This window comes from Alteromonas gracilis (genome assembly GCF_043642145.1).
GTDB lineage: Bacteria > Pseudomonadota > Gammaproteobacteria > Enterobacterales > Alteromonadaceae > Alteromonas > Alteromonas gracilis_B.
On record NZ_JBHZRZ010000008.1, the window covers coordinates 183,189 to 198,354 of the forward strand.

11 protein-coding genes and 1 tRNA gene are annotated in these 15,166 nt (G+C 45.5%); 10 read left to right on the forward strand and 2 right to left on the reverse strand.

All coding sequences use genetic code 11. The features are described 5' to 3' along the window. The first annotated feature begins 17 nt into the window (after positions 1-17). The 5 genes from ACHUFN_RS15355 to ACHUFN_RS15375 all read left to right on the forward strand — a co-directional run bounded on the left by ACHUFN_RS15355 (position 18) and on the right by ACHUFN_RS15375 (position 7,574). Positions 18-875: a class I SAM-dependent methyltransferase gene (locus ACHUFN_RS15355; protein ID WP_394223311.1), complete on the forward strand. Its 858-nt coding sequence runs from the start codon at positions 18-20 to the stop codon at positions 873-875. A 76-nt stretch (positions 876-951) separates the two neighbouring features. Continuing rightward, on the forward strand, positions 952-1,173 hold the full coding sequence (locus ACHUFN_RS15360) for a hypothetical protein (protein WP_394223312.1): 222 nt from the start codon (positions 952-954) through the stop codon (positions 1,171-1,173). Positions 1,174-1,298: 125 nt separating this feature from the next. Continuing rightward, complete coding sequence (locus ACHUFN_RS15365; RefSeq protein WP_394223313.1) at positions 1,299-4,382, forward strand: efflux RND transporter permease subunit; 3,084 nt, start codon at positions 1,299-1,301, stop codon at positions 4,380-4,382. Positions 4,383-4,412: 30 nt separating this feature from the next. Further along, positions 4,413-5,429, forward strand: a complete 1,017-nt coding sequence (locus tag ACHUFN_RS15370; protein WP_394223314.1) for an efflux RND transporter periplasmic adaptor subunit — start codon at positions 4,413-4,415, stop codon at positions 5,427-5,429. A gap of 510 nt (positions 5,430-5,939) precedes the next feature. Beyond that, on the forward strand, positions 5,940-7,574 hold the full coding sequence (locus ACHUFN_RS15375) for a methyl-accepting chemotaxis protein (protein WP_394223315.1): 1,635 nt from the start codon (positions 5,940-5,942) through the stop codon (positions 7,572-7,574). A 132-nt stretch (positions 7,575-7,706) separates the two neighbouring features. Here the strand turns inward: ACHUFN_RS15375 and metG are convergent, their stop codons facing one another. Continuing rightward, entirely contained in the window at positions 7,707-9,734 is a 2,028-nt protein-coding gene (metG, locus tag ACHUFN_RS15380; protein ID WP_394223316.1) for a methionine--tRNA ligase, read from the reverse strand. Between the two features lie 108 nt (positions 9,735-9,842). Between metG and apbC the strand changes: the two genes are divergently transcribed. From apbC to ACHUFN_RS15395, 3 genes are all read left to right on the forward strand, one after another. Continuing rightward, entirely contained in the window at positions 9,843-10,949 is a 1,107-nt protein-coding gene (apbC, locus tag ACHUFN_RS15385; RefSeq protein WP_394223317.1) for an iron-sulfur cluster carrier protein ApbC, read from the forward strand. A 203-nt stretch (positions 10,950-11,152) separates the two neighbouring features. Then, positions 11,153-11,746: a dCTP deaminase gene (dcd, locus tag ACHUFN_RS15390; protein WP_071815166.1), complete on the forward strand. Its 594-nt coding sequence runs from the start codon at positions 11,153-11,155 to the stop codon at positions 11,744-11,746. Positions 11,747-11,887: 141 nt separating this feature from the next. Beyond that, positions 11,888-13,324: an SLC13 family permease gene (locus tag ACHUFN_RS15395; protein WP_394223318.1), complete on the forward strand. Its 1,437-nt coding sequence runs from the start codon at positions 11,888-11,890 to the stop codon at positions 13,322-13,324. On the opposite strand, the gene ACHUFN_RS15400 is transcribed toward ACHUFN_RS15395, so the two are convergent. After that, positions 13,311-14,207: an AraC family transcriptional regulator gene (locus tag ACHUFN_RS15400; protein WP_394223319.1), complete on the reverse strand. Its 897-nt coding sequence runs from the start codon at positions 14,205-14,207 to the stop codon at positions 13,311-13,313. The two genes, ACHUFN_RS15395 and ACHUFN_RS15400, sit on opposite strands and share 14 nt — an antisense overlap. Before the next feature lie 128 nt (positions 14,208-14,335). Between ACHUFN_RS15400 and ACHUFN_RS15405 the strand changes: the two genes are divergently transcribed. Both ACHUFN_RS15405 and ACHUFN_RS15410 read left to right on the forward strand, forming a co-directional pair. Continuing rightward, positions 14,336-14,797 carry a YHS domain-containing (seleno)protein gene (locus tag ACHUFN_RS15405; protein ID WP_394223320.1) on the forward strand — a complete coding sequence of 154 codons (462 nt, stop codon included), beginning with the start codon at positions 14,336-14,338 and terminating at the stop codon, positions 14,795-14,797. Between the two features lie 110 nt (positions 14,798-14,907). Beyond that, positions 14,908-14,984, forward strand: a tRNA-Pro gene (locus tag ACHUFN_RS15410). Positions 14,985-15,166 lie beyond the last annotated feature (182 nt).

Consider the following 15,166-nt stretch of genomic DNA (forward strand, 5'->3'; position numbering starts at 1 on the left):
AAGAGCGCGCAGTGTTAATGAAATCAGCGTTTAAAGCTAAACCGCCTCGCTACCCGACTAACTGGGGGGACTTTCCTGCTGGCGAGCAAATTCGTGATGCTGTAAATTCTGTTTGTCGTGATTATGCCGAGCGTATATTTGGGTACCACTTCGCTAAACTTGGTTCGCTTAGTGCTGAGATAAACCTAGACACAAGTCCCATTCGTCATCACATCAACCATGTTCCTTATGAAAATACATTCGACAACAGTGCGGTTATCACATGTAAAACAAGCCAGGGCGAAGAGATAGGTACGCAGAAGCCGCCCTTAACAGTTGATAGCGTTGAAACAAAAAAAAGCAGCGGTAACACGGTAGTAGGGCAGTCGCACTGCTTACCTTTTGCTGAAAATAGCATTGATGGCTTTTTGTTGGCTAACGAGCTGGATTTTGCGCAAGACCCTCACGAGATACTGAGGGAAGTAGATCGCGCCATTACCCACAATGGTTACGTGATTATTAGCGGCTTTAACCCGCTTAGTTTAGCTGGAATAGCGAAGTTTTTACCGGTCAAACGCGGCAATATTGTGCATGATGCGCGCTTCTTTACGCCTTATCGTATTAAAGACTGGCTACAGCTTTTGGGGTTTGAAATAGTAGAGCAGCGCCAAGTGTTGTTTTCAACACTGTTTTTTCAGCAAAAGTGGAAAGGGGCGGTGAAACTTCAAGACTATCTAGCCTCTTACCTGCCTTGGTGTAGCGCGGTTTACGTTATTTTGGCGAAAAAACGGGTTGTTCCTATGACTGCAATTAAGCCTAAACGTCAGTTGAAGCCGCGCTTTTCGGCGGTGGGGGCAAGTGTCAGAACATCAGCGGCAAACCGAACACTGCGTTAGCAATATCGCTCACTAGACAAATATTCCTTCATCTGCAATGATTAAAAAATAATCGATATCTACAGAGGGAAGAGGCGTGCGCAAAACGTCTTATCGTTATCATTTTACTTCCCCTTTTTACTTAATGCTCGCTTGTATGATGGCAAGCGTTTCAGATATTGATAGTCAGCACGCGCTTATTCAAGGCGCAAGCCTAGTTTCATTAGCGGGGGCAGGCGCACTCAAAACGGATATTCTGTTAAAAGGTGATTGCATAGGACGCATTAATCCAAACATCCGGTTACCTGAAGGCGCATAACCAATTGAAGCGCAGGGATTTAACGCCGTAAAGCTTTACGAAAAGCTCACGCCTTAGATATATAACGCCGCTATCGACGAAACCAAAGCCTATTGAGGCTATGAAAAATATAAATAGGGAACGTTTTGAAGCTAACCACCCAAAGTATTAACAACCCAACTACCGTCATTATTATTACTCTTATGGTGGTTGTGCTGGGTGTTGTTTCATTATTCCGCATCCCAGCACAGTTGTTGCCAAATATCGAGAAACCGGTGATCACCGTGATCAGTTCGTGGCCGGGCGCTTCACCTGCTGAAATCGAATCTGAGCTTACGGTACCCATTGAAGAAGTGTTAGTGGGTACGCCAAGAATGGCCGATATGGTCGCTTGGAGCATGTCAGACTTTGGTTTTATGCAGCTAGAATTTGCCCTTGAGACCGATATGACGCGGGCATTAATTGATGTGATTAGCCGCTTAAATCGGCTGCGCCCCTTACCGGCGAACGCTCAGCGACCGCAAATTATGATGGGAGAGTGGGGCGACGCAAACGACACCTTAATTGACTATTTTATTCAAAATGACCCGTCGGTCAGCGATAAACAAAAGCAAGCCAACAGCAAGTTTATTCGCGACCAAATTTTGCCCGAGTTACAGGCATTATACGGGGTTTCGCGTATAGAGTTTGACGACGGTAGCTGGGGCGATGGCGAACAGTTGCAAATCATCTTTGATATTTTCCGTGCCGCTGAGCTAGGTATTGATATCGCCCGTGTGCCGAATGCAATTGGCCGTTCGCAGGACATGTCTAGCGGTTTTGTGGACGTGGGCCGAAAACAATACACGGTGCGCTTCGAGGGCCGTTACGATGTGGACGAGCTTGCCTCATTGATTTTAGAAGAGCGCGATGGCATTGAAATTAAGCTCGCTGATATCGCTAAAATTGAAATTGGCCCAGGTAGAGTTGGCGGTTTTATTTATCAAAACGGCAACCCCGCGTTTCGTCTAGCGGTTTCAAAGACCAATGACGCCAATGTATTAAAAGCACTCGATGGTGTTAAACAGAAAATGGAAGAATTGAATGACACCGTGTTTGCAACGCGCGGTTTGAAGGCCCAGTATTCATTTGATCCCGGCCGTTATATCAAGCGCTCAATGGGGTTGTTAGGTAGCAATTTAGTACTAGGAATGCTGTTTGCTGTTACCGTGTTATGGCTGTTTTTACGTAAATGGCGGGCAACACTGCTCATCGCCATCGCGATCCCCGTATCGCTGTTAGCAACGTTTATTATTTTGGGGTTAACTGGGCGTTCGCTCAATGTTATCTCGCTGGCTGGTTTAGCCTTTGCTTCGGGAATGGTGCTCGATGCCGCCATTGTTGTGTTGGAAAATATAGTACGTCTTCGAGAGCGCGGCGAAGATATCAGCGTTGCTAGCGATAAAGGCGCAACACAAGTGTGGGGGGCTTTGTTGGCGTCTACGGCAACCACCGTTGCTATCTTTGTGCCCATCATGTTTTTAGAAGATGCTGAAGGGCAGATGTTTGCTGATTTGGCTTTGACGATTGCCATAGGGATCAGCGTATCTTTGGTGGTTGCGGTAACGCTACTACCTACTGGGGCCAGGTACTTTCTTGAAGGCAAACACGCTTCTGCACTGACTACCGACCCTAAGCGCGGGGAAGCACTTGCCGATGGGTTAATGCGTTTAACTAATTCGCAGGCAAAACGGCTAATGTGGATAGTAAGCCTTATGGTTATTCCCATTACTTTAACGATAACCTTATGGCCCGATAGTAACTATTTACCTCCCGTAAAACGGGATACTGTCGACAGCTTCTTGTTCTTTCCGCCAGGCACAAATGTCGCAACGGCCGATCGCGAAATTGCGCAAGTGATCGGTAAGCGTTTGGAGCCGCATTTAACCGGTGAGAAGCAACCTGCTGTGCGCGATTATTTCTTTTGGTCTTTCCCCGGAGGTTCAGGCGGTTGGCTGGCACTCAATGGCGAAGACGGCACAGATTTAAATAAGCTTCAACAGACAATTCAAATGGAAATAATCAGCGGTATTCCCGATATGTTTGGTTTTTCTATGCGTCGAAGTTTGTTTGGCGGCTTTAACGATTCCAATAGCGTGCGCTTAGAAATGACCAGTACCGATTTAGACGCAGTAAAACAAGCCGCTATGGCTGGTATGGGCATGGTGATGCAGATGATACCAGGTGCCACCGCCAACCCCGAGCCCGATCCGTTTTCAGATTCTACCGAATTGCGCTTTATTCCCAATGATAGTCGTCTAAAAGAAGTGGGATGGCGACGTGAAGATTTAGCAGTCGTGATTTCTGAGCTAGGTCAAGGCATATGGATGGGGGAGTATTTCGACGGCGCTAAACGCTTAGATATTTACCTTAAAACCACACGCTTTAACACACCGGAGAAGTTAGCTGATTTACCGGTAATGACCCCAAAAGGAGGGGTTGTGCCACTGGCGGAGCTGGTGGAAATAGACACGGTGTTGGCACCCAGTGCCATTGCGCGTACTAATCGCAAACGGGGTTATACATTAAATATTAACCCGCCTGAAGGCATGTCGCTGGAAGGGCTCATCAACGAGTTAAAGGTGCAAGTTGAACCGGCGTTGCGCGCTCAACTTCCCGCTGATGCGCAAATAAAATACCGTGGTAGCGCAGAAGATTTAGCCCGCGCTATTTCTACCTTAAGTTTGAATTTTGTTATGGCATTATTGCTCTTGCTTTTAATTATGGCGGGTTTGTTTAAGTCGCTTAAAGCAGCAGTGCAAGTGTGTATCGCGTTGCCGCTGGCCTGCGTTGGTGGCGTGCTTGCGCTGCGCCTGATGGCACTGTTTAACCCTCAGCCATTAGATTTGCTTGGCATGATAGGGTTTATTATTTTACTTGGCTTAGTGGTAAATAATGCTATTTTGCTGGTATCACAAACCCGCGATGGCTTAGCAGCAGGATTGGCCGTAGAAGAGGCTGTCCGTAACGCGCTTTGTATTCGCTTGCGGCCCATATTTATGAGTACCTTAACCAGCCTATTCGGCATGCTACCACTGTTGTTATTCCCTGGGGACGGCAGTGATATTTATCGCGGTATGGCGGCAGTAATTGTTGGTGGCATGTCGGTGTCAACCGTATTTACCTTAATCTTATTACCGTGCTTGTTGCAATTTTCTTTGCAATTCTCTTTCCACCGTACGAGGGCCTAAGTGTTGAGACAACTATTCACAGTCTTGGGGATGAGCATCACGCTCCTAGCATCAATCAACATACAAGCGATGCAAATGCCGCCCGCAGATGTTGAAGTATATGAGCTTGAGATGCGCAAAATGGCACCGACTATCGCGTTAAAAGGCGAAGTGGTGTCTTTGCAAGATGCCGTGTTGTCTGCAGAGGTAGACGGGCAGTTGGAAGATATTTTATTAGTGGGAGAGGTGGTAAAAAAAGGTCAGGTTATTGCGCAATTGAAACGCGACCGCATGGACTGGCAAGTGCAGCGTGCGGCTGCTGAATTGGCAAGTTTACGTGCAGACCTTGTGTTTCGCCGCTCAGAGGTTGAGCGCTTTCGTGTGCTGGCAAGTCAAGACAATGCCTCTAAAACGCAGCTTGAGCGAGAGCGAGCGAATGCAGAGATACTCGAACAACAAATTGTATTGGCGCAAACCAATCTTAGCGAAGCTAAACGCTTACTTGCAGATACGGCCATTAAAGCGCCTTTTGACGGGGTGTTAGCTGCACGTCACGCCCACGTAGGTGAGTTTATTCGCGTTGGCGATCCGCTAGTGAGACTAGTAGATACACAACATAAAGATATTGTTCTGCCAACGCCAATTCAGTACCAACACCATATAACTCAAGGCACATCATTAGAAGTCGCGTATCGCGATGAAACGTTAACCCTACCAGTTCGCTATGTGGTGCCGATAGGCGACCGCAATTCACGTATGATAGAAGTGCGTATAAATGCAAATAGTACCGCCTTGCTGGTTGGCGATGCTGTGACCGTTGCTGTGCCTAAAGCGCCCTCAAGTGACGAGCCAGCCGTGCCGCGTGACGCACTAGTAATCCGGGGCGCTCAGACTTTTGTGTATCGCGTTAATGAAGCGCAACAAGCAGAGCAGGTGTCGGTGAATGTAAAGTTTGCCGATGGTGACTGGGTGGTAGTAGAAGGTGATATTAAGGCCGGCGATCGCATTATTGTGCGCGGCGCTGAACGCCTTCAGCCCAACGCACAGGTAAATGTTAAAGCGCCATAAGCCTAAGCCTGCTAACAGCGCTTTTTTTATAATTGAACAAGGCTTCTTTCATCAAATAAGCCTTGTCATAAAATCTGGTCACACTGAGATGGTAGCACTCAAAATGAGTTAACCTGGCGTAAGGCCAAAGAATTCAAAGGTACTTATAGTCAATTAGTAGCATGCCTTTCATTTAACATCACTTTTTTCTGCAGATTTGGCAAAGCGCTGCTAAGCTTCAAAATGCCTTTCAGCTTTCCTGCTGTGCTGTGGTTCGCTGTGTGTGATTGTGGCAAAAAGCGTGTCATCCACATGACCGCTAGTTCGCGAAAACGCAAACTAAAGCCTCAATTTTCAGCACTAGACGCTAATGCGTTTACCTCTAAGCACAAAAGGTCCTCTGAAAGGGGGTGAGTGTTTACGTTTTTCTGATAAACAAAAATAGCAGAACGACTGGAAATTACTCACCATAGCAACGAGTAGTGCAATGCCTACTCAGATGGCTGATACTTAGTTTGTTCGGAGTCTCTAATGCCCTATTTACGCCAATTTAGAATAAAATATCGCCTATGGAGCGTGTTGGTGCTGTCAATGCTTGCGTTTGTTTTAATCATGCTGTCTTCAATGGAACAGCTTGAGACAAACATGTACGCAGCAAAAAATGAAAAGAATCAAAACCTAACAGCGGTTGCTCACAGTGTGCTTACTTACTTTCATGGCTTAGAAGTGTCTGGTGAACTATCAACAGAGCAAGCGCAAAACATGGCGAAGGCTGCAATTAAAAAGTTGCGGTATGACGATACCAACTATTTTTGGATTACCGACTATAACGTTAACATGGTAATGCACCCTTTAAAACCTGAGCTAGACGGTACAAATGTATCTAGTTTTGAAGACTCTCTTGGGTCGAAAATTTACGTAGAATTTGCACGAATTGGTAAAAATCTTGGTGAAGGGAAATTCGAGTATTATTTCATTAAGCCTGGTGGGACAGAGCCATTACCCAAGTTTTCCTATTTAAGAGGGTTTAAGCCGTGGGGATGGGTAGTTGGCACGGGTGCTTACGTTGACGATGTTAACGAAGAGTATTGGTCAGAACTATCGAAGAACCTTGCCTTATTTATTTTGATTTTAGGGGTAGTTGGGGCATTGGTCTTATTGGTTATTCGCTCTATCACGACACCCATCATGAATATCAATAACGCATTGATAGATATTGCAAGCGGCAGCGGTGATTTAAGAGCTAAGTTAAATGATGATGGCGGAGACGAAATGTCCACCTTCGTCGAAAATTTTAATATTTTCGTAAGTAAGGTTAGAGACGCCATTGTTTCAGTTGATAACTCAGCCAGTGAACTTGCTAGTGCAGCAGCAGAATTAGAATCTACCAGCAGAGCAAGCAAGCAAGCGACCGAGGAACAAAACACCGAAGTCACCATGATAGCCTCTGCAGTTAATGAGCTTTCATATTCTTTAGAAGAGGTGTCTTCGGGGGCTGAAGAGGTCGCTTCCATCGTTTCAAAAGTGGAAAAAGATTCAAACGCTGGCGTGAAGCAGATTACTCAAGCCGTTAACACGCTTTCATTATTAAACAGTGAAATTGAAAATGCAGTTGCCGTGATTAACAACCTAGCGGTTGATTCAGACGCTATAGAAAACGTGGTTAATGTTATTGGAGCAATAGCAGAGCAAACTAACCTTCTTGCACTTAATGCGGCAATTGAAGCTGCCCGCGCTGGCGAGCAAGGACGGGGCTTTGCTGTAGTGGCCGATGAGGTGAGAACATTGGCAGGGCGCACGCAAACATCTACAGCGGAAATAAATGACATGATCACTAAGCTGCAAGAAAGCGCTAAGCGAGCCGTTGCGTCTATTCAGTCTAGCCAAGCTAAAATGAAAGACAGCATGGAAACCGCATCGTCAGTGAAGGATGGGTTCAACACAATAACCCAGTCTGTGAATCAACTCGTTTCGCTTGGACACCAAAATGCTGCAGCTGTGGCTCAGCAAAGTACAACCGTTAACGATATCAACCGCAACATTGACAAAATTCAAAGCGTTTCGCATCGCGCAGATGCTCTAGCTGGTAATGTTGCTGAAAATGGAAAGAAAGTATCGTTGATAAGTACGGATATTGAATCGAAGTTGATGGCGTTTACGCGTTAAAACGTTAACGTTTTGCAAAACGGTAGAGCACAGCAGTAGAAACTAAAAAGCCATATGAACCTTTAGGGTTTCATATGGCTTTTTTGTAATGAGCTACGCCAAAATGCAGGTTGCTGCTATTGGCGAATATTATTACTTAACGCGCATACCAGGTTTCGCGCCTTCGTGCGGCTCAAGGATATATAGCTCGTCGCCACCTGGGCCAGCCGCCAATACCATGCCTTCGCTTAAACCAAAGCGCATTTTACGAGGGGCTAGGTTCGCTACCATTACCGTGTGTTTACCAATTAGCGCTTCAGGTGAATAAGCTGACTTAATGCCTGCAAACACTTGTTTGGTTTCGCCGCCTAAATCTAGCTCTAAACGTAGAAGCTTATCAGCTTTTTCAACGTGTTCGGCTTTTGCAATACGCGCAATACGCAAATCAACCTTCGCGAACTCATCAAATGAAATAGTGTCGCTGATAGGGTCTTTAGCAAGTGGGCTGTCTGGGTCGATAGCCGGTGCTGCTGGCGCTAGGCTTTCTTTTGAATCTTCAACCATGGCGTCGATTTTCTCCATTTCTACACGCTGCATCATCGGCTTAAATTTGTTGATGGCGTGGCCTTTCAATAGGGTTTGCAGTGAATTCCAGTCGAACTTATCGTTTAAGAATTCTTCTGCTTTTTCTGCAAGTACAGGAAGCACAGGCTTTAAGTAAATAACCAACAGACGGAACATGTTGATACCTAGCGAGCATACATCGTGTGTGAACTGCTGCTTAGTTTCGTCTTTAATGGTTACCCAAGGTGCGTTGTTGTCGATAAACTGGTTTGCTTTATCAGCAAGGGCCATAATTTCGCGCACAGCCTGGTGATACTTACGCTTTTCGAAAAGTGCGGCAATGCTTTCTGATGCGTTTTGGAACTCTGCAATAAGTTCTGGCTCTATCACATTGTCAGATAGCTTTCCGTCGAAACGCTTAGTGATAAAGCTTGCACAGCGGCTTGCGATGTTAACCACTTTACCTACTAAGTCTGAGTTCACTTTTTGTGCGAAGTCAGTAAAGTTAAGGTCGATGTCAGTTACACCGTCGCCTAACTTAGACGCAAAGTAGTAACGCAGATATTCTGGGTTCAGATGGTCAAGGTAGGTACGGCCCTTAATGAAAGTACCGCGAGACTTTGACATCTTCGCACCGTTTACGGTAACAAAACCGTGAATGTTCACGCCAGTAGGCTTGCGGTATCCCGCGCCTTCTAACATGGCAGGCCAGAATAGGCAGTGGAAGTACGTAATGTCTTTACCGATAAAGTGATAAAGTTCTGCGTCTGAGTCGGCTTTCCAGAAGTCGTCGAACTCAAGATTGTTTTGGTCGCAGAAGTTTTTGAAACTTGCCATGTAACCGACAGGCGCATCTACCCATACGTAGAAGAACTTGTTTGGCGCACCTGGAATTTCAAAGCCGAAATACGGCGCATCACGGCTAATGTCCCACTGTTGAAGACCTTCAGTGAACCACTCTTGTAGCTTGTTTGCCATTTCTTCTTGAAGGGCACCAGAGCGGATCCACTCTTTTAACATACCTTCAAATTTTGGCAGGTCGAAGAAGAAGTGCTCAGATTCACGCAGTACCGGTGTAGCACCAGAAACAACGCTGCGCGGGTTTTTAACTTCAGTTGGGCTGTAAGTTGCGCCACACACGTCACAGCTGTCGCCGTTTTGGTCTTCTGCGCCACAGCTAGGGCACGAACCCTTGACAAAACGATCCGGTAGGAACATTTCTTTTTCAGGGTCGAACAGCTGGTTGATAGTACGCTTGCTAATGTAACCCGCGTTATCCAAACGCGTGTAAATTTCTTCACACAGCGCCTTGTTTTCTGGCGAATGAGTAACATAGTAGTTGTCGTAATCTACGTGAAAATCAACAAGGTCTTGGTGATGTTCAGCACGCGTTCTTGCCACCATTTCTTCTGGTGTAATGCCTAGCTCTTGGGCTTTAAGCATAACCGGCGTACCGTGTGCATCGTCGGCGCAAACACTGTAACATTCGTTTCCGCGAAGGCGCTGAAAACGAGTCCAGATGTCGGTTTGAATGTGTTCTAGCAAATGACCTAAGTGAATAGAGCCATTTGCGTATGGCAACGCACTGGTTACCAGAATTCGGCGTTTTTCTGACATAATGACGTTATTGATTCTTTGCGTTTCAAAATGGCTGCAAATACTAGCGGAAAACCGCGTTTTTTGCATTACGTAATTCACACAATTCTACAACCGGTAAGGCATTTTATGTTCTTTTCTCGTAAAGCAGAGCCGGCAACCAAAGAAGTTGCTGCAATTTTGGCCAAGTATTTTAGCTTAAGTTTAGAAGATACCTTGCTTTGGTGTGCTTTTAGCCAGCCCAAGAATGAAGATGCTAGTGTTACGGTTACTTTGCCATTTTGTATTGCCACCCAATTAGATGCGCTTAAAAAGGAAGTGCTAAAACAGCTAAAAGGGAAGCTGAATGCTGACCAGCTTACGTTTAAACAAAATGTGGTAAGTGGTGAAACCGAGGTCGCACCTGTAACTAACATCAAAAACATTATCGCGGTTGCCTCGGGAAAAGGCGGCGTAGGTAAGTCGACAACCAGTATTAACCTTGCGTTTGCGCTTATGCAAGAAGGCGCGAAAGTAGGTATTTTAGATGCCGATATTTATGGGCCATCCATTCCAATTATGTTGGGTAACCCCGACGCGCACCCTGAAAGTGAAGACAACAAACACATGCAGCCACTTATGGCGCATGGGCTTGTGGCGAACTCGATAGGGTACTTAGTACCGCAAGAAGATGCGGCTGTATGGCGAGGGCCAATGGCAAGCAGGGCATTAAAGCAGTTATTAGATGAAACCTTATGGCCCGTGCTGGACTACCTAATTGTAGATATGCCGCCAGGGACCGGTGACATTCAGTTAACAATGGCCCAGCAAGTGCCGCTTACAGCTTCGATAGTGGTAACCACGCCACAAGACCTAGCGCTAGCCGACGCCCAAAAAGGCATAAGCATGTTTGAAAAAGTGAACGTGCCGGTGCTTGGGCTTATTGAAAACATGAGTTACTACCAGTGCAGAGCCTGTGGCACCAAAGATTACGTGTTTTCAAAAGACGGGGGCGAGGCGCTTGCCGAGCGGCACGGTTTGCCGCTTTTAGGCCAGCTTCCGCTTGATATTCATATTCGCGAGCATGGTGATGCGGGAACGCCTTTATTAATTTCCTCGCCCGAAAGTGATTTGAGCGAAAGTTATCGCGAGGCAGCACGAGCCCTGTCTATGCAATTAGCCCTTACCGTTGAGCCACGCAAAGGGGCAGTTAAACATATTAAAGGCGACCCAATTGGCATAGTTGGTAAAGATTAAAGCCAAGCATGTTTTGTAAAATGCGAAACGTGAATTTTTAAACAGATAGCGAATAGAAAATACCTTGTTGCAAGGCTGTTTTTATTTAAATTTTGCGAAAGCGCAGGGAAATTGTGCAAAAGCCTATAAAACAAGCCTTTGAGCAGTTGAATGGTAAGGGGGACATCCGCATAATAGCGGCCTACTGAAAAGAGGAATACACCATGCGCTTGTGCGACCGCGATATCTACCAACATCTACAAGATGGAAAAATTAAAATTGAGCCTACACCGAATTACGACCAAATAAGCGGTGTAACAGTAGATATTCGCTTGGGTAATAAATTTCGTGTGTTTGAAGATCATCAAGCGCCATTTATCGATTTAAGTGGGCCAAAAGCGCAAGTGCAAGAAGCACTTGATCATGTAATGAGCGATGAAATTGAGTTAGAAGAAGGTAAGGCTTTCTTCTTACACCCCGGTGAACTAGCACTTGCCATTACCCATGAGTCGGTAACATTGCCAGACAACATTGTGGGTTGGTTAGACGGGCGCTCTTCATTGGCTCGTCTAGGTCTAATGGTGCATGTGACCGCGCATAGAATTGACCCAGGTTGGTCGGGCAACATCGTACTTGAGTTTTACAACAGCGGAAAATTGCCGCTGGCACTTCGCCCTAAAATGAAAATTGGCGCACTTAGCTTTGAAGTACTTTCAGCGCCTGCTGAGAAACCTTACAACGCTAGGGTAGATGCAAAATATAAAGGCCAAGCGGGGGCGGTAGCTAGCCGTATTTCGTCAGATGATGAAAGCAAATAGCAAAAAACTGCTTAAGAAAAAGTAGCTTATTTGAAAAAAGCCTCGTGCGTTTCCCGCTATTTACTGATAGAAAATATAAGAAAGCAAATTAGGGGTAAAAACCTAGCACTTATAATAAAGCTATCAGTAACGGGAAGCGCAATGCACACAAACCCTCAATCTTCATCAGAAATTCAACAACGAAGGCCGACGCGAAAGAACAGTATTATTCTGTTTGCATTTATCGCTTCTGTAGCAAGCGGCTTAGGTTTATGGGCAGTTGATCAGCCCAGCGACATCATATTTACTGCGGCAATAACCTTGTTTGTTGCTGTGCTTTGGGTAACAGAAGCGCTTCCCATACCAGCCACATCTATTCTGCCATTTGCGCTTTTTCCCTTATTTGGCGTGCTTTCTCACAGTGAAGCGGCATCCTCACTGGGTAGCCACGTTATTATTCTATTAATGGCAGCATTTATGCTGTCAAAAGCATTAGAGCGCGCCAATTTACACAAGCGCTTTGCCATTTACATGCTACGAGTAACGGGCAGTGGAAGCCCACTTAAACTGGTGCTGGGTTTCATGTTAACCACGGCCGTGCTTAGCATGTGGATTAGCAACACAGCTACCGTATTAATGATGCTGCCCATGGCTATTGCCATTATTAACGCCGTAGACAACCCACGCTTTGGCGTAGCGCTTATTCTTGGTATTGCTTATTCTGCAAGTTTAGGCGGGGTAGGAACACCAATTGGCACGCCACCGAACATCATTTTTATGAGTGTTTATGAAGAAACGCAGGGCGTTGAATACAGCTTTATAGAATGGATGAAAACGGGCATACCTATAGTAATTATTGGCGTGCCCATAATGGCATTGTGGTTAGCGCGAGGTATTAAACAAGTGGGTAATATTGATTTACCTGAGCCTAGCACATGGACAAAAGCTGAAAAGCGAGTGCTAGCCATATTTGGAACCGTAGCCTTGGCTTGGATTTTTAGGCCTTTTTGGACCGCATGGATAGGCGTAAGTACCATAAGCGACAGCACCATTGCGGTAGCAGGTGTTGCCGCTATGTTCTTAACCAATAGCGGTAATGACAACGGAAAGGTAGATACTAAAGGCAACAACGACAAGCTACTAGATTGGAAAACGGCAAACGATATTCCATGGGGCATGCTTCTTTTATTTGCAGGTGGTATTTGTATTGCCAAAGCATTTATGGAGTCGGGTTTAAGTGTGCTTATGGGAACTTGGCTAACCGGCTTGTCTACGCTGCCTGTTATCTTCTTAGTGCTTAGCATTTGCTTATTCGTCACATTTCTTACCGAAATTACATCGAACACTGCTACATCAACACTGCTTATGCCAATACTGGCTGCCGCGGGCTTGGCAGTGGGCGTAGACCCTAAACTGTTAATGATACCCGCTGCCATTAGCGCTAGCTGTGCCTTTATGCTGCCTGTTGCAACAGCCCCTAATGCCATTGCTTATTCAACTGAAAAGTTTGATATTAAAACCATGGCCAGAGAAGGCATTATGCTTAACGTTTTAGTGGCGTTAGTGGTTACCACCGTTTGCTACGTTACGCTGGCTTAGCCAATACGCGTTTTTGAGAGGGGGATACCCCCAGCTCTCTTTTAAATGCTTTTGAAAAAGAGGCTTCGGTTTCATACCCGTATTTATTGGCAATAGTGATTATTGGCTGGCTACTTTGACTTAAATCATTGCTGGCGCAGCGTAGCCGCCATTGCGTTAAATATTTGATTGGGGTGACGCCGGCACAGGCTTTAAATTTTGCGGCATAGTTAGACTTAGACATATTCGCAATACTAGCCAGCATATCAACGCTCCAGTGTTTCTCTGGGGCGTTATGAAGTACTTGCAGGCTATGTGCTATAGCAGGGTTCAGCAACGCGCCTATGGTTGAAGAATATGTGCCCATTAAATGCTTCACAATAAGCAAAAAGATGATCTCGGCTATTTTGTTTAATACAACTGACGAAGTGAAAACCGAATCTGACACTTCTAGCGACGCGCTGATAAGCAACTGTAAGCTTTCATGCAGCACGCGACTTTCCTCAGACACTTTTTTTATTACCCAATACTCTGGTAGTTCTTTGGCAATTACACCCATCAACGGGTGCTGATATTCAAAGTAGCCGCAAAGTAGCACTGGGCCATCAGCTGCTAGTTCCTTGCCAATGGGAATAGAGCCTGCGCTGGCATTTTTGTTGGTGTGATTTTGTGTTGGGCTTAACAGATGAGGGCTATCAAGGGGTAGCAAAACCATGTCGCCTTTTTCTAATAAAATTACGTTACCGTCGCTACAGTGCAGATAGCACTGCCCATGCGTAATTGCATGAAAATTAATAAAGCCGGTGCCAGACGTGTCGACGTGCCAGTTTCCGCAGTACTGCCCGTTGTGAAATACGTTGGTTGTTATTTGAAGCTTATCAAAAAGGCTTTCTAAATTTTTCATGGTGTTTGAGACAAGTATTTAAGCGTTTTGAACATGTTTGTATAAGACCGAAGCGCGTACCATTTTCTTCGAACTTTTACAGAATTTGTGTGCAAACACGCGAAATACCCATGTGGAGAAGAAATATCATGAGAGCATTTATAAAAAGCAGTTTATTCGCAGTATCACTCATTGCTAGTGGTGCGGCATTCGCTGGTGTTGATACTGAAACAGACGAAAACGGTATTATTTTAGCAGGACACGACGCAGTAGCCTACTTTACCGAAGGAAAGCCTGTATTGGGTAAGGCGACTATAACCGCTGTACACAACGACGCTATTTACCGATTTTCATCGCAGAAAAATAGAGACATGTTTGTAAGCAACCCAGACAAGTATGCGCCAGCATACGGCGGCTTTTGTGCTTACGGCGCAACGTTTGGCAAAAAATTCGAAATAAATGGCAAGGCGTTTGAAATTGTTGATGGCGTACTTTACGTAAACAAAGATGAAAGCGTATATAAAGCATGGGCAAAGAACATTCCGACTCACATTGATGAAGCTAATGAAGAGTGGCCTGAAATCAGAGATGTAGCTGCTGACAAGCTGTAAAAAGAACATTTAAAACAAGTTTTGATTACCAAATAATCGTTTAGGCGGTTATTTGGTTTTTTTACATTGCAAAGTCTTTGAAATTAAGTAGACTTGTCGGCTCTTTCGGTCGGTGTGTAGCGCAGCCTGGTAGCGCACTGTCATGGGGTGTCAGGGGTCGGAGGTTCAAATCCTCTCACACCGACCAACTTATCTCTCACCCTTGAGTGGCTTGACATACAAGCATTTCCTTTCTAAAAAATCCACGAAATATAGAACTAAAGAGTCTTACGGGGTCACCATACGGGTCACTGGCTCTACCCCATAAACGGGGGATCAGCATTCACCTTACACGATTGATAACACCATCCCATCCACAATGGGTCATCA